The organism is Paenibacillus sp. 22594, assembly GCF_052044425.1.
In the GTDB taxonomy this organism is placed as follows: domain Bacteria; phylum Bacillota; class Bacilli; order Paenibacillales; family Paenibacillaceae; genus Paenibacillus_AQ.
On record NZ_JBQENA010000001.1, the window covers coordinates 175,300 to 197,366 of the forward strand.

At 46.6% G+C, this 22,067-nt stretch carries 14 protein-coding genes; 2 read left to right on the plus strand and 12 right to left on the minus strand.

Features of this window, described 5'->3' with window-relative positions:
- Positions 1-3 precede the first annotated feature (3 nt).
- Complete coding sequence (locus tag ACTJKB_RS00675; protein WP_440831349.1) at positions 4-4,476, minus strand: amino acid adenylation domain-containing protein; 4,473 nt, start codon at positions 4,474-4,476, stop codon at positions 4-6.
- A 1-nt stretch (position 4,477) separates the two neighbouring features.
- Positions 4,478-7,150 (minus strand): beta-ketoacyl synthase N-terminal-like domain-containing protein, encoded by a 2,673-nt coding sequence (locus ACTJKB_RS00680; RefSeq protein WP_440831350.1) that lies wholly within the window; start codon positions 7,148-7,150, stop codon positions 4,478-4,480.
- Between the two features lie 398 nt (positions 7,151-7,548).
- Between ACTJKB_RS00680 and ACTJKB_RS00685 the strand changes: the two genes are divergently transcribed.
- Together ACTJKB_RS00685 and ACTJKB_RS00690 are read left to right on the plus strand one after the other, a co-directional pair.
- Positions 7,549-8,232: a 4'-phosphopantetheinyl transferase family protein gene (locus ACTJKB_RS00685; RefSeq protein WP_440831351.1), complete on the plus strand. Its 684-nt coding sequence runs from the start codon at positions 7,549-7,551 to the stop codon at positions 8,230-8,232.
- A gap of 221 nt (positions 8,233-8,453) precedes the next feature.
- A complete protein-coding gene (locus ACTJKB_RS00690; RefSeq protein ID WP_440831352.1) occupies positions 8,454-8,579 on the plus strand; it encodes a hypothetical protein in 126 nt (41 codons plus the stop codon).
- Positions 8,580-8,977: 398 nt separating this feature from the next.
- Here ACTJKB_RS00690 and ACTJKB_RS00695 read toward each other — a convergent pair whose 3' ends face one another.
- The 10 genes from ACTJKB_RS00695 to ACTJKB_RS00740 all read right to left on the minus strand — a co-directional run bounded on the left by ACTJKB_RS00695 (position 8,978) and on the right by ACTJKB_RS00740 (position 22,044).
- Positions 8,978-9,280: a MazG-like family protein gene (locus tag ACTJKB_RS00695; protein WP_440831354.1), complete on the minus strand. Its 303-nt coding sequence runs from the start codon at positions 9,278-9,280 to the stop codon at positions 8,978-8,980.
- A 173-nt stretch (positions 9,281-9,453) separates the two neighbouring features.
- Positions 9,454-9,846 (minus strand): hypothetical protein, encoded by a 393-nt coding sequence (locus ACTJKB_RS00700; protein WP_440831356.1) that lies wholly within the window; start codon positions 9,844-9,846, stop codon positions 9,454-9,456.
- A gap of 899 nt (positions 9,847-10,745) precedes the next feature.
- Positions 10,746-11,633: a sensor histidine kinase gene (locus tag ACTJKB_RS00705; protein ID WP_440831358.1), complete on the minus strand. Its 888-nt coding sequence runs from the start codon at positions 11,631-11,633 to the stop codon at positions 10,746-10,748.
- Between the two features lie 15 nt (positions 11,634-11,648).
- A complete protein-coding gene (locus ACTJKB_RS00710) occupies positions 11,649-12,446 on the minus strand; it encodes an ABC transporter permease subunit (RefSeq protein ID WP_440831359.1) in 798 nt (265 codons plus the stop codon).
- A gap of 25 nt (positions 12,447-12,471) precedes the next feature.
- The gene (locus ACTJKB_RS00715) at positions 12,472-13,386 is read right to left on the minus strand and encodes an ABC transporter ATP-binding protein (protein ID WP_440831360.1); all 915 of its coding nucleotides are present in this window, start codon (positions 13,384-13,386) and stop codon (positions 12,472-12,474) included.
- Positions 13,387-13,467: 81 nt separating this feature from the next.
- Positions 13,468-14,133: a response regulator transcription factor gene (locus tag ACTJKB_RS00720; RefSeq protein ID WP_440831361.1), complete on the minus strand. Its 666-nt coding sequence runs from the start codon at positions 14,131-14,133 to the stop codon at positions 13,468-13,470.
- A gap of 605 nt (positions 14,134-14,738) precedes the next feature.
- A complete protein-coding gene (locus ACTJKB_RS00725) occupies positions 14,739-16,763 on the minus strand; it encodes a right-handed parallel beta-helix repeat-containing protein (protein WP_440831362.1) in 2,025 nt (674 codons plus the stop codon).
- A 46-nt stretch (positions 16,764-16,809) separates the two neighbouring features.
- On the minus strand, positions 16,810-18,678 hold the full coding sequence (locus ACTJKB_RS00730) for a beta-L-arabinofuranosidase domain-containing protein (RefSeq protein ID WP_440831363.1): 1,869 nt from the start codon (positions 18,676-18,678) through the stop codon (positions 16,810-16,812).
- Positions 18,679-19,462: 784 nt separating this feature from the next.
- Positions 19,463-20,365, minus strand: coding sequence for a Gfo/Idh/MocA family protein (locus tag ACTJKB_RS00735; RefSeq protein WP_440831364.1), 903 nt, complete (start codon positions 20,363-20,365; stop codon positions 19,463-19,465).
- Between the two features lie 62 nt (positions 20,366-20,427).
- On the minus strand, positions 20,428-22,044 hold the full coding sequence (locus tag ACTJKB_RS00740; protein WP_440831365.1) for a response regulator transcription factor: 1,617 nt from the start codon (positions 22,042-22,044) through the stop codon (positions 20,428-20,430).
- Positions 22,045-22,067: the final 23 nt, after the last annotated feature.

A 22,067-nucleotide genomic window follows, 5' to 3' on the forward strand; every position in this document is an offset into this window, starting at 1 on the left:
CTGTTACTTGAATAACGAATCCAATTCCTCCTGCGTCATATCCACCGCATCAAAATCGGCGGGTGTCCAGTTTGGCTCCCTCTGAACCGGCGGCTCTGTGAGAAGTTCCACAAAGAGGGCTTCATACCGCTCCATCCACTGCTCTATGACCTTGTCCGGCATACTGGAGGGATAACTTAATTCCAGATACAGTCTGCGCTTCAGAATATAAGCGTTGATCTCCAGTACGAATGGTGTTGAATTGTCTTCGGCCATATCCGGTCCTGTTGGCTCATTCAGAACACGCAACAGCCCATCCTCGTAATCCTCCTGAAATTCCCCAAGATAATTGAACAAAATCCGGGGAACAGCCGGTGTAATCTGCCCCAATCCATAAGCCAAAATGCCATATCCCAGACCTTTGCGGGGCACCGCCCTGAACTGTTGGAGGATGTTATCCCTCCTCTCGATTACACCTGTACCCGCCTCAACCGTAATTCTGACCGGATACAGACTGGTGAACCAGCCAGTGGTACGCGAGAGATCAATTTCAGGGAACAAGGGCTCTCGGCCATGTCCTTCCAGCCAAATGACCTGCGTCTGCCAGCCCCAGGTATCATGAAGTGCCAAGGCAAGGGCAGTCTGCAACAGCTCATGGGGCTGCAGACCGTTGATCTGCCGGCACTGTTCAAGCAATAGCCCCGTTTCAGCAGGGCCGAACATCAGTGTACGAAGCGCTCTGCTCTCACGACTACCTGGTTGCCCTAAACAACAGCAATGATCATCCGGGAGGTTGTAATTTCCGCTCCAATATTCCCGCTCCGGCTGGACCAGCGGTTCAGCGCGTTCGCTCAGCGCCAGCGCCCAGCGCTTGAACGATGATGTTTTGGGCAGCCACTGGCGTTCTCCCCGAAGCAATCGTCCCAAATCCTCCATAATAATCCGCCATGAGACACCGTCTATACAGACATGGTGAACCGCCAGCAGCAGACGATTAGCCCGTCCCGGCTCCATAATCAGACAGGCGCAGAAGGGGAATTGATCCTGCTTAGTAAGGCGTATGCCTGCCTTCAGTGCGGAGGTATATGACAGGAACTCTTGCTCCCGTTGTTTAGGATCAAATTCGGTCAAATCAAGTACATTTAGCTGGAACTCACACACAGAAAGGTCGTTGTTATAGGATAGCTGCTGCTGTACAGAGTCATAATGCAAGCGCAAGGAGTCATGCTGCCGGACCAACTGCCTTAAACTGTCTTCAAGGGTAGGCGTGGCAACATCTTCTCTGATCTCCAGCAGCATCGATTGTAGATAGTAGTCTTCATTCTCAAGCTCCCGGGAGAAAAACCACGACAATATCGGTGTCAACGGGACGATTCCCTCCGCCGGACCCTGCGGCTGAACCTCCTTATCTTCCGTGAGATGCAGCAGCATTTCGCTAATGAGGGGATGATCCAGAATGTCTGCCGCGCTGAGTTGAAGTCCTTGGTTTTTGAGCAGGCTTGAAATCTGAATCGCTTTGATGGAATCCCCGCCCAGATTGAAAAAACGGTCCTCCAGGCTGATTTCCCTACGCTCCAGAACGGTCCGTAGTGCAGATAAAAGGCGTTCAGTCTGAGTTCCTCCTTCGTACTCCTGGACCTGATCTGCGGCGGCATTTAAATCTTGTGCAAGCAGCCTCAGATTGGTCTTCCCATTAGCAGTAAGCGGAATCTCTGTCCTAAAAATGATGCGTCCCGGAACCATGTATCCAGGCAGGATGCCTGCCAGACGGCTGCGGATATCGAGCGCTGTAAGCGAACCTCCGACAATACAGGCGACCAGTTCCATGCCGGGGCCTTCACCCTCCGTCAAGACAACTGCATTACGGATGCCCTCCATCTCCAGCAGATGATGTTCAATCTCTTCCGTCTCGATTCGGTAGCCTCTAACCTTAAGCTGGGTATCGCAGCGGCCGATATATTCCATCACTCCGCCTTCACCCCACCGGACCAGATCCCCCGTACGATACATCCGGTTGCCCTTGTTCACTGAATCCGGCAAGAATCGTTCCGCCGTCAGCCCGGGTTGATGGACGTAGCCAGCCGCAACACCGGGGCCGGAGATGTAGAGCTCTCCCCTCGCGCCTGGAGGCAGCGGCCGCAAATCCCTATCCAATATGTATAGCTTCGCATTTGCAGCAGGTACTCCTATAGGAACCGCCGCTCCCTTGTCTGCTATGGGATCATAACGGTGAATCATACAGCCTACGGTTGCTTCCGTTGGCCCGTATTCGTTATAAATAGCCAGTTTGGGCCCGTAGGCTTGCTGAACGGCTGCCGCAAGGCCGGTCTTGAGACTCTCCCCGCCCACAATCAATGTCCGCAAGGCAGCATCCGGCCTCCGTTCTTCCCCCATAAGCGCAAGATGGGACGGGGTAAGCTTGATTACTGTAGCTCTGTTCTCGCTCAGAATCCGGCTCAAGGTATAGTCCTCGCCGCTGGAGGGGTATATCCTCAACTGGGTGCCGCTGACCAGCGGTACGAACAAGGATGTCAGCGTTAGATCAAAGGCGATTGAGGAATAAAAGGCGAACACTTCGTGTTCCGAGGTCAAGTATTCTGCTGCTGCCCAAGTGATATAGTTGGCCAGGTTAGAATGAAGAACTTTAACCCCTTTGGGCGCTCCTGTAGATCCCGAGGTATATAGGATGTAAGCCGTACTTTCCGGCCTCGGCCTCATCTGTTCCCCCGCAGACAACGGCCTATGCCGGAGCAGATGCCGGGGATTTCGCGTTGGAATAGGCCAGCCGGAAGCCGGTTCCTCTGGCAGATCGGTCAACAGGCAGATCGCTCCCGAGTCTCGGAGTATATACTCTGCTCTGGCGGCCGGAACTCCGGGGTCAAGCGGCAGAAAAGACGCACCGCACTGAAGAATCGCTAGAATTGCAATGACCAGTTCAGGAGAATGATGCATCCGTACGCCTATAACGCCTGACACTTGCGGAAATTCTGCGGTCAGGGCTGCCGCAAGGCAATTAACCCGCTGCGCCAATTCTGCAAAGGTCAGCTTCTCATCTGCACAGCTCACGGCAATCCGATTCGGATGGAGCCGAACCTGATCTGCGTATAGATCCATAACCGACTTTTCAAGTGGATAGTTATGGATAGAATGCCGGTTGTAATGAATCAAGGTTTGTTCCCATTGCCTTTCGGTAGACAGTGTCAGTTCCTTCAATGGGAGGTCTGGAGTATGCACCATCTGGTTCAACACATGCAGGAGACATTCCACCAGCGTTTCTGCCTCTTCCTTGCCAATGATCTGAGTCTGGTAGTCCAGAGTGAACAATAACGTGCCATCCTCGGACCAGTCCTTGATCATCAACTGTACGGGATAAGCCTGCTCGCCGGAGTAGAACTCCTCATTGCTAATCATCATGCCGTCCATGGTTGTCAGCAGGTGGGTATTATAATAATTCACAGCGGCCTGGTATAAGCTGTCATGACCTTTTTGTCGCAACTGAAGATGCTTGGCAAGGAGATCGAACGGATACTTGTGATTGGCAAGATTACGTGAATATTCACGGCGTACCCGCTGTAAAAATGTCTGTATGGACAGGCCTTCCTTAAGATGGAGCGCCAGCGGCAGATTGCCGGTGAACATGCCAACCGTTGCCTTGGTGTGTGCAGAGCGGTTGGATACGGGGATGGACAGAATTAGATCTTCTCTCTGGTAATATCTCCCTAGTACCAACCCGAATGCAGCAGACAAAAATAGGGGCAATGACACATTAAGCTCTGGCAGGATACGGGTAATCTGCTCTGTGGCCTGCTTGTCGAGCAGGCGGGTATAGCGCCTCCCCGCCGGATCAGTGGCAGTTTTGTCAAACAGCGGTTCGGGAAGAACGTCAAATTTGCTCTCCCAGAATTGTTTGTTGCTCTGACAGCGCTGAGAGCTCAGGTATTGACTTTCGAGATCAAGATAAGTCAAATAGGAGGGTTCGGACACGGCACAGGCAGAGATGTCTTCCCTGCCCAGTGATTGATAATGTCCGATAATTTGTCTGGTCAGCAGATCCATTGACCAGCCGTCGCAGATGATATGATGGGCTTTCAGGAGGAAACCATTATCCTGCTCCCCCACCTTGAAGGTAGCGATGTGGTATAAAGGAGAATCGAAAAGTTCAAATCGTTTTGCCGCCTCCACCTTTACCCACCTCTCATATGCCGCCTGGGGATTGGCGTATGAGCTGAAGTCGTAGCGGGGTAGCGGCTGTAGCGAAGCATCCGCTACATATTGTTGCGGTTCACCGGTCTGTGCCCGCAAACGCAGGCGCATGCTATCATGAGACTGAATGACATTCTGGATCGAAGTTTCCAAACGGGGGAAGTCGAGCGTTCCATGAATACGGACACAGCCACCAATGTGATGTACGGCTGTCTGGGGATGAAGGCATTCGGTATACCAAATTCTCTTTTGGGGATGGCTTAAACGATGCAATGCCTTATTCACAAGATCCATGTCAGTGTCCGCCTTTCGCAGATATAGAGTTCAATCTCCAGGATTCAATGGATTCGGCTAATCGGGCTATCGTCTGCTGCTCCAAAAAAACTTCAAGTCTAAGCGTCACGCAAAACTGTTCACATATATGTGCATGCAAGGAAGCTGCCAGTAGTGAGTTGCCTCCCAGTTCATAATAATTGTCGTTGATTCCGATCGGGGCCACCCCCAGATACAGCTCCCAAGCTGCGACCAGATCCCGTTCAACCTCTGTTCCTGGTGCGATGTATCCATCCAACTGCTCTGGCCGCAAGTTGATGGGTTCCGAAATGGGTTGAAGCGGTCCAGTAGTATCAAGTGCAGAATCTTCACACTCCACCCAGCAGCGTGTTCTTTCAAATGGATAGGCAGGCAATTCAATGCGTCGGCGGCGTTCCCCTTGATAATAAGCCTTCCAATTGACGGGGCATCCTTCCATCCAGACTTTGCCGAGTAGAAGGTAAACGCTCTTCCAAACTGTGGTTCCATGACTTTCTGAAGGTTCACCGAGATTCATAACAAGCGCCAGCCGATCTTTTACATTCTTACTGTTGGTCTGTAATGAGGCTCCGTCTTCCAGGGCATCCATCAGATACGCTGTCCAAAAATCGCTGCTGCTCCACTCCGTATGAGTCATCGGGTCCCTCCCCGGCGGTGCTGCAAGTGGAACCTTTATCGGCCCCGTTTTCAGACTTGAGACACGTTGCCGGTAGCTTCGGACAAAAGTACCCCGCGCCTCACCCGAAGCTGCGAGTGCGGCTGTGAAGGAGCTGCCAAGATACAAAGCATCCGTATGAGTCAGGAGGCCACAGGCATAAGCGGCGGCAAATAAGCCACTGCCCGTACCTTGGCAGCCCGAGGGATGGATTCCCCAGCTCTCCCAGAGTTTGAATAAGGAGATCTGTACGGTTAATGCGTATGTGGCTTGTTCCTGCAATGCCGAATTTCCCTTGCAGAACCCTTCCTCTGCCAGTTCCTTACCCTGCACGAAGTTGTTGTAGAATACCGGTTCCTCAGCGATCCAATGCCCGGGCTCAGGAGCATCGAAATTGGATAGGTCCGGGAAGTGGAACAAGGGCATGCCCGCAAGATCGGGGTTATCTTTCTTGCCAGTCTCCCGTTCCATCCATTCCGTCTCACCTCCGTAGCCGTATAGCCAAACTGCCCGGTGCTCAAACAGCTTCCGTCCGGTTTGCAGTGTATAGGCTGCATCCGCTAACAGTTCTTCTGAAGATGAGCTTAGAAATTGCTGCAAGGATTGCTTTTGCCTCTTGAGCGCCTCTGCACTTTTGGCGGAGAGGACGAACAATTTGCTGCGCCGTAAGGAAGGTTCCCCCGGCAACACCGGCGCTTCTTGCAGGATAACATGTGCATTGGTGCCTCCAAGCCCAAAGGAGCTGACCCCAGCCAGACGCCGCTGATTGGGGCTGCTCCACTCCAGCGGAACAGGATTTAGATAAAACGGGCTCTGGCCCGTCATTAACCTGTCGTGTGGTGTATCTGCGTGAATAGTGGGTGGCAGTATCCTCTCTCGCAGGGCCATAACTGTCTTGATTAACCCAACAATACCTGCGGATGGCCCCGTGTGGCCGACGTTAGATTTAACCGAACCCAAAGCACAAAAAGCGCTTTTTCCAGTATGTCTGGCAAATACCTCATGTAGTGCCTCAAGCTCAATCGCATCTCCTAGAGGAGTGCCGGTACCATGAGCTTCTATGTAACAGATGTCGGCGGCGCTTACGCCTGCGTTCATCTGTGCGCGTTCAATAACCTGAATCTGACCTTTGACTCCGGGAGCAGTATATCCGGCTTTGAGGGCTCCGTCATTATTGACGGCAGAACCTTTAATAACAGCATGAATGGTGTCGCCATCCTCAAGGGCATCACTGTATCGTTTCAGTACGACGCAACCTGCCCCGTCGCTGTACAATGTGCCGGTAGCCTGCTTATCGAACGCCCGGAGATGCCCATCAGCGGACAACAACCCGTTGTCCTGATAGAAATAGCCGTTGGCTTGGGGAATGCCGAGTGTTGCACCTCCGCATACCATCATGTCACTGGAGTAAGTGAGCAGACTCTCACAAGCCAAATGTACAGCAACCAGCGAGCTGGAACAGGCGGACTGAACATTCAGCACTGGTCCGGTAAGGCCTAGCTTGTAGGCGGCCATCGTCGCCGCATGGTCTTTCTCACTTGCGATCTGCATTTGGAGTTCAGAGGCTGCTCTGTTGCCATTGATAAGCGGCAGCAGGTTGAACATTTGATAATAGTTCGCGTACACGCCCGCATACATCCCGATAAGACCGTCATAGGTTCCCGGATCATATCCCGCTGCCTCCAGCGCTTCCCAAGCCATCTCCAGAAGCAGACGATGCTGTGGGTCCATCAAGGATGCCTCTCTTATGTTGAAATTAAAGAAAGCAGCATCAAAATTCTCAATGTTCCGAATGTTGGTGTTTGTGCGGATAAAGTTTTGCCTTCCCTCCATCGCTGCATCTTCTGCTACATCCTGCGAGGATATGTTGGCAACCACCTCTTCCCCACCCAGAATTGCTTCCCAGAACTGTGAAACGGTATCAATGCCAGGCAGACGGATGGAGAGGCCAATAATGGCAATATCCGCCTTGTTATCTACACATTCATTCTCCAATGACATAATAACACTCCCGTAATATTGCTTTTATTCAATATTATTGTAGTATTAAAACTGATTTTGACGAGGGCTTGATAATACCAACTATACTATGAAAATATTTAAATATATACCAATCTTTAGGACTATATAACAATAAAGATAATTAATTTAAATTTAAGTAAATTAATGGAATCGTGTATATATCTGCAGCATTCGACGTCCTATTATGTCGTAAGTTGCCAGCAGTTCAATAATGTGCAAATTTCGGAATGAGCAATTAGTACCAATTCAGGTATGGAGTGAGTTCAAATAATTATGCTAGAATCGTATAGTTGTCCTGTTTAGAGAACGGGCTTCATATTTCACAACATTCACAATAACGAAAAACAAATTAAAATCTCCTAAGACAGGTGTTGTTTATGTCCAAAGTTCTTGCTTTTAAGCTCCCGGAGCAGCTAAGTCTGGAGAGCTATGCTTATTTTACAGCTCAGTTATCGGAAGCCCGGCGCGCGCGTCTCGCCCGGTTTTTCCATAAAGAAGATGCGTATCGTTCTTTATTTGGCGAGATACTGGTGCGGTACATCCTCTGCAGCCAGCTCGGTCAACGGAATGGCAATATTCAATTCGAGGAGAATCCATTCGGCAAACCGGGGGTGTCTGGGTTGCCTGATTTTGAGTATAATGTGTCTCATTCAGGAGATTGGGTGTTAATGATCTGGGGAATGAATGAGGGTTCTCTCGGAGTAGATATTGAGCAGATACGGCCCATAGATATTCAAATAGCAGAACGGTTTTTTTCTGTGGAGGAGAGAGAGGCGTTACAAGGTAAGTCTGCCGGGGAACGGCTGGATTTTTTTTATGACTTGTGGACGTTAAAAGAAAGCTATATCAAGGCGATTGGCACCGGGCTGTCCCGGCCGCTTGATTCCTTTACGGTACAGCAGCGTGAAGATGGCAGCTTTAATCTGATCACACATGCGGAATCAATGTACTTACAGACCTATTCTATCGCCCCAGACTACAAAGCCGCTGCTTGTTCAAGCTGCTGCACACTGCCGGAAGCTGCCACTTTTATTAAGCTAAGTGAGCTCTATGTGTGGTGAATGGATTTCATATTTCCATCACCTGTCCGGTCATTCGGTATCTCAATTCATGGCTGGTTGGCTGTCGTTACTAAACACAATCGAGTAGGAGGGGGCAGCAAGCCCCCGACCCTTCACACCACCGTACGTCAGACTGTCTAACAATTATTTAAAAATCTTCGTTTTCGGCATAAAAATTGAAGACATTTGTCGAATCTCTATATCCAAGGAGATGAGCGTGTATGCCTTATGTCGAAGGTGAAGATAGACATCAAATTTATTTATTGCCAAATACGTTGAATGACTTTGTCGAAGAAGAAAGTACTGTCCGAGTCATTGATGCTTACGATTGGTCCTGGAAGAATTAGGGTTTCGGGTTTTTTCAGGTACCAAAGCGGGACAAAAATCTTATCACCGGGAAGATCTTCTCAAGCTCTACCTCTTCAGAGACCGAGCTCATTCGATATATAAGATGCACAATGATTATCTGAGCAAAATAGCATGAATCCACATTTTAAAGAGTACTCAGCTTCTATGCGGAACACATTCTTGTCCTCCGACAATAGAGATTATTGTCCAGTTATATGTTTGTTCTCTTACAATTGTTTGTTGATTGATAATTGACACAAAGTTCCTTACTAAACGCTATATTCGTTAAAAATTCTAGGAATTGAGCGGATCTGATTTACGTATCCAACGCTTTGCAACCAGTATCAATAAGGGATTGATCGGCTGCTTAAAATAGTGTTGTGTGAATTTCTTTATATTATTCTTTTACTTTTGTAAGTACACCATCTTTATTCTCGTATTTTCTTTTTTCATTTTTTTCCATTTTATTCACTATCTCTTCTTCCAAGTTAATTCCTAGAAGTTCCGAAAGTCCTATTAAGTAAAGTGCAACATCAGCCAATTCTTCACCCAAATCGTCTTTCTTTTTCAGATAAGCCTCACAAGCTTCTGATAATTCGCCATATATAAAACAAAATTCTTGAAAAATATCAGTAACATTAAATCCTTTCGCAATTTTATTCTGATAAACTCTTTTTTGTAATTGTAATAAATCAATCATTTTATTCTCACCTATCCTATATATAATTTTTATTTGCAAAAGAGCATGCAAGGCGGCCTATTAAGTTCTCCGTATAGCAATGATTTCAATGAAGGAAAGCGTGTTCCCTCCTTTAATGAACTCCGAAAGAAGTGAGTTGCATTAATCATTTCTAAAACATTTAATCACATCCTTTATTCCATTTTAAGTAATGTAAGCTGCGTTTCTCCCAACGCCTGTCCCTTGCATTGGTGTAAGGACGTTTTTTTCATCAGAGGAAGTTGGCATATACATATAATACCTGCCGTATCCGGAAAATAATTTTTAATACTGGGTAGAAAATCTCTCGACAATGGACTGACAATGAAATAATAACCTAAAGCAGGAGTTGTTCGTCTTAATAAACCACCTAAAGCTGCACTGACAAGTGTTGTTAATGTTAAATAGCCTGTTGCACCTACTAATGTTTCTATCATTGTGTCTACTTCTAATCCTAGTGCTGTGTCTCTCATCATAATAAAAGTATATAGTACACCTGATGCAGCAATAATAAATGCGACAGGTATGGTTATAATTGCTAATGCCAAATGCTGCGGCTAAAACTAAATTAAGAATGAATGTACCCATAAGAGTGCGCCATATCAATGGCAATGTAACTAATTTATCCAGTTCAGCACCAAGGATTTGTGTTATCTTCCTACTAGATGAGACAGTCATGATGCGATGCCCCTCCTGTGGAATACAACAATTGCAACAATGAAAAGAACGACTACCCAAGTAAACATGACTAAACCGCCTGTGAACGGGGTGTGAATTCTGTCGCTCATAGACATAAACATATCAATGCCAGCCCGATCTGGTAAGTAAAATGCCAACTTTGTAACCTTAAAAAGCAGGACACTAAATGATACAACAGATGAATTTATCATGAGCACAGCAAGCGGGATCATGGAATTCTTTGTTAGAACAGTAAACCCAAATGCTAAAAGAGCAGTGTATATCCATTCAAAAAATCAACTTTGTGTAATTTCAGGTCCGATGTATCAACATATCAATATGTTTATTTAATCATCTAATCAAAAATAGTACCATGTTCTTGTCCACCGACACCAACAACCAATGACATGAATTTTGCTTTACGTTAATACATATAGTCCTCACAATTTCTTGTGTCACATGGGGTTTATTCGTTTAGTTAAATTCTACCTTCATATTAACTCTGGAAGACAATGAAAATAACATTCCTAACAAACCAGTATCTAGCATAGAGATAAACTTAAGTTATAAAGTCATTCGCTGTTCACGTTAAAAGCTAAATTTTGACAAGTTATGATGCTATACCTTATAGTCCCTTAAACAGAAAACCCGCGCTGGGCGCGGGTTCTTATAGAACTATGTTCTTGTCTACCGACAATGGTTTGCCAATGACATAAAGTCGCCTACACAAATGGCACAAAGTTACCTCGCCGCTTGCGGCATTCTGCTTTTATTTAGGAAAATACAATACAACCGTTAGATTTCCATCTTGATAATAAGCGTTAATATATCCCTCCATACGTTCTGTAAGAATTTTTGCGATTGATAATCCTAATCCTGTCGAGCTTCTGCCGTCTTCAACGGTATAAAATCGATCAAACAGCCTGCCCACCGTAACCGGAGATAACTTTTTAGCGGAATTGGTAAAAGTGATTTTCCCATCCCCATGTAAACTCACCTTCAAATCACCATCACTATACTTAATTACATTGCTTAAGATGTTTCCCAAAATACGGCTGAGGGCAGTGGGATCAAGCGACCGGTGAATCGGTGAATCCGGAAGCTCGATTTCCGGATCAATTTGCCGTGTCTTAAATGCACCGTAATAGGATAACAAACTTTCTTCCAGCGCCCGGTTCAGGGTCAACTTCTCATAGCTTATCTCTTGCACCGAAGTGATCAATGAATAGCGGAAAAGTTCTTCGGTCAGCTGCTTTAAGACCTCAGTCCGATTCTGAATTTGATCAAGATACCGCTGTACGGATTCCGACTTATTCTCCCCTTCCAGTAAATCGAGATAACCGTATATTGCAGTTAAAGGGGTGCGCAAATCATGGGATATATTTGTGATTGCTTCCTTCAATTCAGTGTCGCCCTGCTGATAACGGTGACGTTCTTGGCGCAGCAAACCAAGTTGGGTGTTCAGGTTGTGCGCCAACTGCTGCATCTGTCTGTCACGGCTGGAAATACTAATCAATATATTGGTATCGGATGTGAGGATATCGTCGATTGAGTTCTTTATTTCCTGAGTAGACTTCCGTAAAAGGTACACCTTCCCTACAAGAAATACAATGATTAACACGAATACGCCGAATAAGAGCCACAATCCGATGTTCATTCCACACCTACTCCATTATTTTATGTCCTTTTTACGGAATCCTAACAATCCAATAACTGTGGTCATAACTGTAATTGCCAGAGAATAGACCCACATCTGGATAAAATCCGTTGCATTCCCCATAGCAATTTGATTGGCTTGACCTGTCGGCAGGAAATCATATAAGAATTGATATACTGCCTTTTTTGTGCCACGCGGATAACTGGGGTTCGCCACCAATTCCTGTACATACTTCCCTGTATCCGTAAGTGTGTCAACTGAATAAAATTCCTCTGAGCTGAGCCGACTCTGAAGCTGGGTTGCGGCTATAAGCAAAACAAAAAATGCGATCAAGGCAGTCACCGCCACCGCGGCTTTATTCTGAAACAGCATGCTCATCATGGTATAAATAGAAGCATATACCAGTATTAATAATACACTGCTTATTAGTAACAGCAATATCATATTCCAATCCGCCTCAAAAGAAGCAAGTACCGCAATGCCGCCTACCATAAGAATGACAATATAGACTAGGGCAAGAATCAGTCCCGCAACAAAACAGGATATTAAATTGGACAGATAAAGGTCACTTTTTCGATGTCCCACGATCAGCTTATTTCTCATCGTACCGTCACTGTATTCCGTTCCCAAAAACAGACTTATAAACGTAGCCAGAGCTCCTCCAATTACAATGTTAAAAAGAAAGAGTGGCAGTTCATGAAGCTGCAGACTAGCTTCGCTCATTCTTGTTTCTCTGTAGATAATGAACAGTATTGCACTGGCAAACAGCATCATAGCCACTGTGCAAGACAGGAGCGTTCTGCTTTTCCGCATGCGTGAGAAGTGGGAAGATAACAGCTTATTCAACTTCGCCACCCCCGGTTAGACCGATAAAGTAGCTTTCCAAGCTCTCATCCTGCTCGCTCATAGTAAAGACTTCGCAATTATTTTTTGCAAGTTCCATAACAAGGTCGGTGACGCTCACTTTTCCATACATAACGGCTTCGTTTTGCGTACGGATTATGTATTCTATTCCCCGCTGGTCGAGCACTCGGGCGAGCACACCCGTGTCCGACACTTTAAACCAGGTACATGTCCGACATGCTGCGTGCAATTCCGCTGCACTGATTTCCTTAACCATTTGCCCTTGATCAACAAAACCATAATGAGTCGCCAATCTGGATAGCTCATCCAGAATATGACTGGAGATTAGAATAGTGATTTGCCGTTCCTTGTTAAGTTTCAAAAGTAGCTCACGCATTTCAATGATACCCTGTGGATCAAGTCCGTTGATGGGTTCATCCAAAACAAGAAAATCCGGATCCCCCGCAAGAGCGACGGCAATACCCAAACGCTGGCGCATACCGAGCGAGAAATTTTTTGCTTTCTTTTTTCCTGTATCCCCCAGTCCCACAAACTGCAACAGTTCCGGGATATTATGGAACGAAGGAAGTCCTAATACACGATATTGATCTCTGAGATTGTCCTCCGCAGTCAAATCGAGATAAATCGACGGCGTTTCCACCACAGCACCCATACGACGGCGGGATTTCACTATATCCTTAGCGGTGTGTTTTTTACCATACAGCGTATAGTCTCCTGCCGTTGGCTGCTGTAAACCACAAATCAAACGAATGAGCGTTGTCTTTCCGGCCCCATTTCTCCCTACAAAACCATAAATTGAGCCTTTGGGCACTTTCATGGTCAGCCCATTCAAAGCTTTAAAATTCCCATATGACTTTTTTAAGTTATTGGTTATTAAACAATAATCCATTAAATCGCCTCCTTACTACTGATGTATGGAGTGTATCGGGAAATAGTTAAGAAGGTAGTAAAGAAAACAGTAAAGAAACAGTTAAGATTTATGCTCAGACAGCTTAAAGCCAATTCCCCATACGGCCTCAATGTATTCTTTCCCGCTGACTTCACGGAGTTTCCGGCGCATATTGCTGATATGGACCTTTAGAGAGCTTTCCATACAGTCAGGTGTATCCATACTGATTCGGTCAAGCAGAACTGATTTTGCTATCGCTTGCGTTGGGTTCTGCATCAGAAGTTTGATGATTGCAAATTCCGTTTTTGTCAAATGCACTGGATGGCTCTTTACGCTTAACGCATGAGAGGTCATGTTTATCGCCAAATCGCCAAAGGTCAGGACGGAGGCATGGTCACTTCGACTACGAAGCTGAACGGTAATTCGAGCCAGCAATTCTTTAATCTCAAAGGGCTTGGTTATATAGTCCGCGGCGCCGCCTAACAGAGAATTAACTCTATCATCAATCCCGGCCTTGGCACTGACTACAATCACCGGAATCCCTTTTAATTCAGGAAGCAATTCCTCACCGGATCGTCCAGGGAGCATCAAATCAAGCAACACCAAATCCGGTGTCCACTGCTGAAATAATAAGATTGCTTCTGTACCTGAGTAAGCCCGGATAACATCATATCCTTCACGGGTCAAAGTTTCTGCCAGAATATTTCCGATATGTTCATCATCTTCAATAATGGCGATTGTTTTCATAGAATCTGCCTCCTTGTACAAGGGTATGGATATCTTGTTTTATTATGGTAGACTATAGCGATCTCTTCAATTCAATATAGCTACGTTCTCTTATTTTAAAAAACCCCCTTTAGATTATTACATCTAAAAGGGTAAAGCGATGTGTCTATTCTCAACACGCATAGCCTTATATTAACGGTTGGAGAAATCTGTGTGCTACCAGACGGCAATATTGAGCATCGCGGATCGTACGCTGTACGGCTTGATATGCCGATGGTGTTAGTGCCATCTATGTATCTTTATATCTACTCCTGAATCGCCGGGTAGAAACAGATTTCTGAGACAAACGAAGATAAAGATATCCTTGATGAGATTAATCACTTGGACAATCTAGGCATCAAAGGTTTAGGTCCCGCGTCAGCTAACATCTTATATTTCCTTCATCCCACCTTGTTCCATCTTTATGCATTTTTCATTGACACAAATGTTCCTACATAAAAAAAGAAAAGCCTGAAATAACAAGCTTTTCCCAAATAAGTTATGTTGACAACCACCCTTTCCATGCAGCAGATACAAGATACTATATTTCTCTTTGGGGTAGTATAAAAATCATCTAATAATTCTATTTACAAAACAATCTCAACCGGACTGTCGTCAAATAGTTCAAACGGACCGGGTGTTACATTTTTTTCTGAGCGCAGCTTATGATAGAAGTCGTGGTCGAAACGGTAAGAAGATCCATCCGGTTCCTCGTAATACATTTCGGCGTGATGGCTTCTACCAAGAAGCTCAGTGGTGACTACCGTAGGCGCTGCACCTCGCAATAATTCAGGGCTTTGAACATGCACTTTTACCTTGCAAGTAGCCGGATCGATATCGATCTCGACCCCGCCTTTGACATACACTCTTGCATTTGACTCATGACTACTCGGCACCGCGCCTTTCAAATACAGATTGCCCTGTATCGTAACGGGGAGTGCCATTTTATCGGGCTGAAATGGCTTTCCGGATTCCTTTATAGCCGCAATTTCTTCCTTGGTATATTCCCACCACTGCTTTTGATAAGTACTTGGGTAATCGTTGTAGCCGCCCAGTCCGGCAGGATAAAGGTAACAGCGGGAGTTGTCTGGTACACCGTCCATCACCGCGCCTTCGCCGTAATCCATATCCTCCCTTGGCGTGAGCGGAAGATGCTCGAAAAAGGTCATAGGCAGCGGCTCTTTGCCCGGATCGTCATCCCCTATAAATAGGTTATTGTAATACCTGTCGTCGCCGCCCGTGATGTTGCTGTACCCGGCAACCGCTGTCTCATGAGGCATATGGTAGGGAGTATAGCGGGTAAGTTCGGAGCGCACTACAAATCTCCCGGTAAACAGATTATGAACAAACGCACCGCCTTGGGCCATATTGCGGAAGTTCATTGGCGATAGGAACAGGTTATGATCCACCATATAAGGGCCGTGACAGACCTCGACAAAGAGATCCTCTGAAAGATTGTCGTAAAAGGTATTTCGACTAATGCGGATGCCTTGTGCCTGCCAATCCAGCCAAAGTGCCCGGTAAGAACTATAGATGACATTCCCGCTAATCTGGGTATCCAGTGCGGCATGGAGTTTGATTCCCCCCACTTCTGCTCCGTGAAAGATGCGCTTATGGTGAATATTATAAATGCGATTCTGGTAGATCTGGCTAAAAGCACCACCTAAATGTCCAACGATTCCAGCTTGTTCACAATCATGAATTACGTTGTTGCGGACAACATGGCTTCCGATATGATCCTTATGCCAATCCTTGCGTAGTGCACGGAAAATAACCTCCTGCTCCCGTTGTGTTCCACCTTTGATGGGATTGTCCGAGAATTCATTCTGCCCTGTAGTGATTTCTTTGCCTAGGCTGATACCTGTACATTTGGACTCGCTGATCGTGTTATTCTCAATAATCCAGCCTTTACTCCAATGGGGACCTATAAGCCCTTCTTGCAGAGCCGTTGGCGGGGCCCACTGGGGTGATGCCTGGCGGAGAGTAAAGCCCCTGACGGTAATATAGTTGCGGCCGGTCTTCTCTGGCCAGAAGCAATAAGGGCGCACATTGATTTCCACATTCTCTTGCCGGGGGTCCTTGCCTCCGAAGTTCGCCCATATGGTGGTTGTAGTTGGGCTTACTTCCGCGTACCATTGCATCAAAGAGTCCTCCGAATATTTGGCCTGCGGCCAAACCTGGGGATTGTGCAGTTTGTTAACGCTATCACATTCATATAGGGATTTTCCGTCAAGATACACATCCCCCAGATGCGGCTCGAACGCACCTTCAAACAACCAATCACCATACAATTTAGTCTGATAGGGGTTGCGGATGACAAACAGACTGTTTGGCACCTCCGTCCTCCAGACACCGTCCCCTTCGTCTTTCCAGTCAGCCACAGGCTCAGCACCCGTGATAACCACTTCTCCATCCCCGGCAGACTGGTATACAATCCTCTCTTCCTTTGTTCCTCCATTGGCCGGGTTAACCCATTCCCTGTAAACACCGGTATGCACGGTTATGATATCTCCCGGCTCCGCTATAGCCGCAGCGCGGGAAATACTGCGGAAAGGTTGTGCCTCCGTACCCGCCGCTTGATCGCTTCCATGAATTGCAACATGATATTCCACTAGATAACCACCCTTTCCTTTTATGTCCTCAATAATCATTTTAAGATCACCTAGAAAGTTTTTTTACCGGGAAGTAAACTTGATAGGGTTCATAACCAATATCGCGAATTCTTCTCAGCTGAATTCCCGGATCCTGATTGGCCGTCTTGAAGAAATAGCGCCAGCTGCCCCATTCCCGTTCATTCTCCATCATCAATTCAGAGGCAACATCCTCTTCTGTTGTAAAGAGAATCCTTTCATTCTCACAAATACCAGCCAGTACTTCAGGACCAAAGCGAAACGCTCCTGTCTGTTCATCGTCCGGCAGAGGAAAGAAACGGATGCCGACAGGCAGAATGATGCTGACGCGATCGCCGTCCCTCCAATTCCGCAATATGGTGTAGAATGCATTGTGATCCGCAGATTTCCCATGAAGCTGATCGTTCACATAGATAACGGCTTCTGACATGATCCAGTCCGGAATCCGGAAATGGATTGCGAACTCATTATAAGAGCCGGTATGGACTTCGAAATCATACTTTTTATAATCAGGCAGATTCTCGTGAAGAGCTGTGATCTCATTCAATTCCTGCTGTCCTGCAGTATTCGAAGAGTTCAGCATGCTTCCACTCATATGATCCTGAGATTGATGAATTCGGACATTCTCTCCGTTGATCTCTGTTGTCAGCTCAGAATGGAAATACTGGCATACAAATACATCATTGTGATCCTGATAATAAATGCCTCTGTTTAATGCTGCATTTGCTTGTACCATCGTTCCGTGGCAGCAGAAGAAGCTATCGGTCTCCGAACTCCAATCCTTCCGTAAGCCTGCCTTCATCGGCAGAAAATAAGTCAACAGCCCTGATTCGGGATTACCGTGCTTATTGCCGGTCAGATGATATTCCTGGTAATAGGCTTGAGCCATAATACCATTGTACAAATTATATTCGATATACTGCGCATATGCCGGATCTGATGTATGTCGGAAGAGAAACTCTGCCAGACGAATCATATTATATACAGTACAGTGCTCCTGATTCTTATCACCGAGGCGTGCCTTGATCTTCATTTTGGGCATCCACACTTCACCCGCAGTATTCCCGCCAGTTGCCAGAGTTCCTCTTTCTGTGACAGCACATCTCCAGTAGGCAGTGACAATGTCCATCCATCTTTGTTCGCCGGTTACTTCGTAAGCTCTGGCACAACCGAGTACTTCAGGAATGGTTGTGTTGGCATGCATGTTGGTCAGAGGGTCTTTGTTTTCCAGTAACGGGTGAAAAAGTCTGCTGCGGTAATAACGCTCCAGCAAGGTAGTGTATTTATCATTCCCTGTAATATGGAGCAGGTCCGCCCAAGCTTCAAGCATACCGCCTGTCTCCATGTCCAGAATGTCATCGAATTTCTCTCTTGTGAAGGTACTACTCCATGTGGCGAACCAGTCTGCAAAACGATCGGCCACATCGAGTGCCTTTTGACTGCCGGTAAATTGGTACATATCCACAAGTCCCATAAATAACTTATGGATATTATACTGTGGAGCCCATATCCCTTTTCCTGTTGCGATCCAATGTAAATATTTCTCTGGGATAGGCCCAGCCCATTGTCCGCCATTATCTTTCTGGCATTCGGCAAGCTCGTCTACTATGAGATCCGCTTTAAGTTTGAGTTCCAAATCACCAGTCTCATGAAACCGCATAGCCGCGGCAGACAGCCAATGTCCCAGAAAATGTCCCCGGATCTGACAAACTGGAGTTTCCCATCCCCCATGTGCATCATGTGGAATATCTCTGCCATGATATCTCCCTGCTTCTACTTTATAGTTAAACAGGAGATTATCATTCGTCAGTTTCATTAAATACGCCCTGTTTGCTTCTTCCCTGCGTTTCAAATCACCATCATGAAGAACGACATGTTTGCCCTTCAGTTCTATCATCGCCTGCAGCCCCTCAATTGAGTTGGATTTATCTTGATTCGGTTGAATCTTTCGTATGACTTAAAATATCTTTGATTTTACAATGAAATTATAAAGCAGCGTTTCCTTCAATCCAATGATTAATACTAATATATAATTGATCCATACTGATTAATAAAGCATGCTTCACTTGTATGAGCATTTTGCATAATTCATATTTTGATTCAAAGTCATGGTTTGGCACAGCGAAATCTCAGTATTGTAGATGACCATAGGGTCAAGCGTTGTAAAAAAAACGTCCCTGGAACTCCGTACCTGGACTGATTCTTGTACCTATACCAGATCTTGAATGCAGTAAGGGCAAAAATGAAGATGTAAAGAAGACGCCTCTATCTCCACATTGATTTGTGGTGAGAGGCGTCTTTTTTTCTGTATTAATGATAACCATTCGATTCCTTTTTCGTTAGAATATTCATAAGTTGAAGCAGTGCCTTGCAGCGGATTTACATATTGCAACAGACCGTTATTTCAGCTTCTCCTTTAAAGCCTTTATCGGGGAGCATTTTCACTGTTATCTGGAGGGAATCCGGATTTCCCATGCCTGCGGCCTACTGATTTCGGGCAATGAGCCCGTGCTGAGCCAAGAACTGAGGCCTACCAACCTTTCCTAAAGGTGATTGAATCCGTATCATCAAATTCTCCAACTGAAGACTGTCGAAGGTTCTCTGATTGCTCGCATGATGCCCAAAGGCTTATTCCCCCTAGGTTTCATTGTTACGTGATTGCAACCTGTCAGAAACAGAAACTATAAATAGACTTCTATACCAGATTCACGACTTTCATTGGCCGCTTCCAGAAAACGAATGATCTGAAGCGTTTGTTCAGTATCTATATCAGATATGCCTGTTATAAACAGGTTCATAATTTTCTCCATCAAGCTGGCATAATACGGTTTCGGATGGCTGGATATATCGATAAATTGTGTTTTCGTGTTCTTATGCAGCAATGCTCCAAATCCGGTGTTGCCTTTGCGGTTCCCGCGAATCGTACCGATCATTCCATTCTCCCAAACACCGGTAATGAGGTCGTGATCGCCACTTGTGATAGCGGAAACCTTAACACAACCTGTTCCCAACGTTCTAAATAACATCTCAGCCGAATGAACTCCATACCAGAATAGCCCAGGTTGAGTAGGTTGTATGTCAAGCGGACCATAACAATCCACGCCGATAATGCTGCAGCTATCCGCCTGCAATAAAGCTTCTGTTAATCCTTCAGCATACCGCAGCGCAGAACAGCTCACCAGCGGAACTCCATGAAGCCGTGCCAATTCTACAATTGCTTTTGCATCTATGGACGTAACAGACAGGGGCTTATCAATAAATACGGGTTTACCATAAGACGCAACACGCCGGAATCCTTCCAGATGCACCCTCCCATCGGCCGACGCAAGTAGAATCGCATCACATTCTTCAGCTACGTCTTCCGGAGTCTCAACGATTTTCACACCGTACTGGCTGCGTAATTGTTCCGTATACCCGGCAACACGAGAATAACTCAGCTCAAAATCCGCGGAACCCCCTGGAAATGCAATGGTCACTTCCCCGCCAGGCACATGATAGGCATCCTTCTTATCATTTAACAATCGGGTGAATGCCAGAGCGTGAGAGCTGTCCAGACCTACAATACCTACCCGAATGGTTTTCATCTTTCGCACTCCTTTAGATCTATGCTGGACCAGTTCCCTGGTCAGCGGCTGATTCATAGCCGTTATATCTGTCTGCTTTTATATTGCGTGGGCGTAAATCCGGTGTAGCTCTTGAACAACTTGCAAAAATAGCGGTAGTCGGATATGCCGATCGCCCCGGAAACCTCATAAATTTTCATCGTCGTCCGCTCGAGCAGCTCACTCGCCTTTTCCATCCGTACCCGACTCAAATAATCCGATACGTTCTCTCCAACCTCTTGCTTGAACAACTGACCTGCATAGGAAGGATGCATGTGAACAAGCTCAGCTAGCTCGCCCACCTGCACATCCTCTTGATAGTGCTCACGGATATAACGGCACATGAATTGAATTTCCTTACGCACAGCAGCAAGCGGCTGGATGCTGTTCTCCAGCCCTTCCTGAATGGCGAGTATCGTTCCTTCCCACCATGCACAGTAATCTGTCCATGTCTCCAACCTGTCGATCCGGGCTAAACGCGGGTTGATTGATGCTGGCAGCTTCAACAAACCTGGATGGAAGATCTGCTTGGTTAAGCGCAGTAAATCAGCCGGATGTACCGCAGGGTCCGAGGGCTTCATCATCACAGAGGCCGCCTCGAGAAACATACTGGCATCCTCTCTCTGCAGCGCCTTGACCACGCCAGCAATCCAGTCCCGCGACAGCTCCGCATCCATTCGCTTGAATGCTGCAGCCTCCTTACCAACGATGGGCGAACCGGGATTATAGAAATACGCAGCCAGTCCATCCAGTCCTTCTCGCATAACATCAGCAATCTGCCTTATAGATAAAGGCTGTTTGCTTAGTTCTCTTACCTTCCCAACTTGAATAAAGCCTCTGACAGGCTCAAATGGCTTTAAAGCCTCAAGCACGGTCAACGCCATCTGGTTCAGCTGAAAGCCTTCGAATGGTTGCCGGGAACCGATCAGCAGACATATACGGTTTTGACCGATCGGCAGCATGATCAACGGGTTGTCTTTACCGGTCAGGCGCTGGTCCAGTCTCATTTCCAGTACTTCACCGAATTGACTTTGAAGCTGTCCATGTTCTACTTCAGTGTGATGTTCAATCTCCTCGATATCCGCAGGCTTGTTCCAGCCAAGAGTCAAACTCGCCAAATAACGGGCTTTCGATATTCCTTCGAACCATTCCTCAGGCATCGTCAGGACATAGCTGCCTCCATCGTCAATCATCAGACGATCCGTCCACTGACGTTTATTCGTCCAATCTTTTTCCCGTTCGAGCTTATTCCGCATCTCAAGCTTCTGATGAACATCCATCTCCTGCTCAATTTCTTCGGCTACCTTGCTGCAGGCCTCCAGAATCTGTTCGGGTGTCTGGGCCAGCTTGATCAAATAATTGTTCACACCGAGCCGAATGGCTTGCTGCGCGAATTCGAACTCCCCATAGGCGGTCAGGATCACGATTCGAATCCGCGGCCATCTTTTTCGCACATAGCCGGCTAATTCGAGCCCGTTCATCTTCGGCATGGTTATATCCGTCAGCAGCAGATGGGGCATATCCCGCTCGATCATCCGGATGGCTTCTTCTGCACCCGAAGCTGCTCCTAGAAACATAAACCCAGCATCAGACCAAGGAATCCGTTCTGAAAATCGTTCACGAACCCACTGCTCATCATCCACCATTAGAAGCTTCAGCATGCCGCAACCCCCTTCTGCATTAG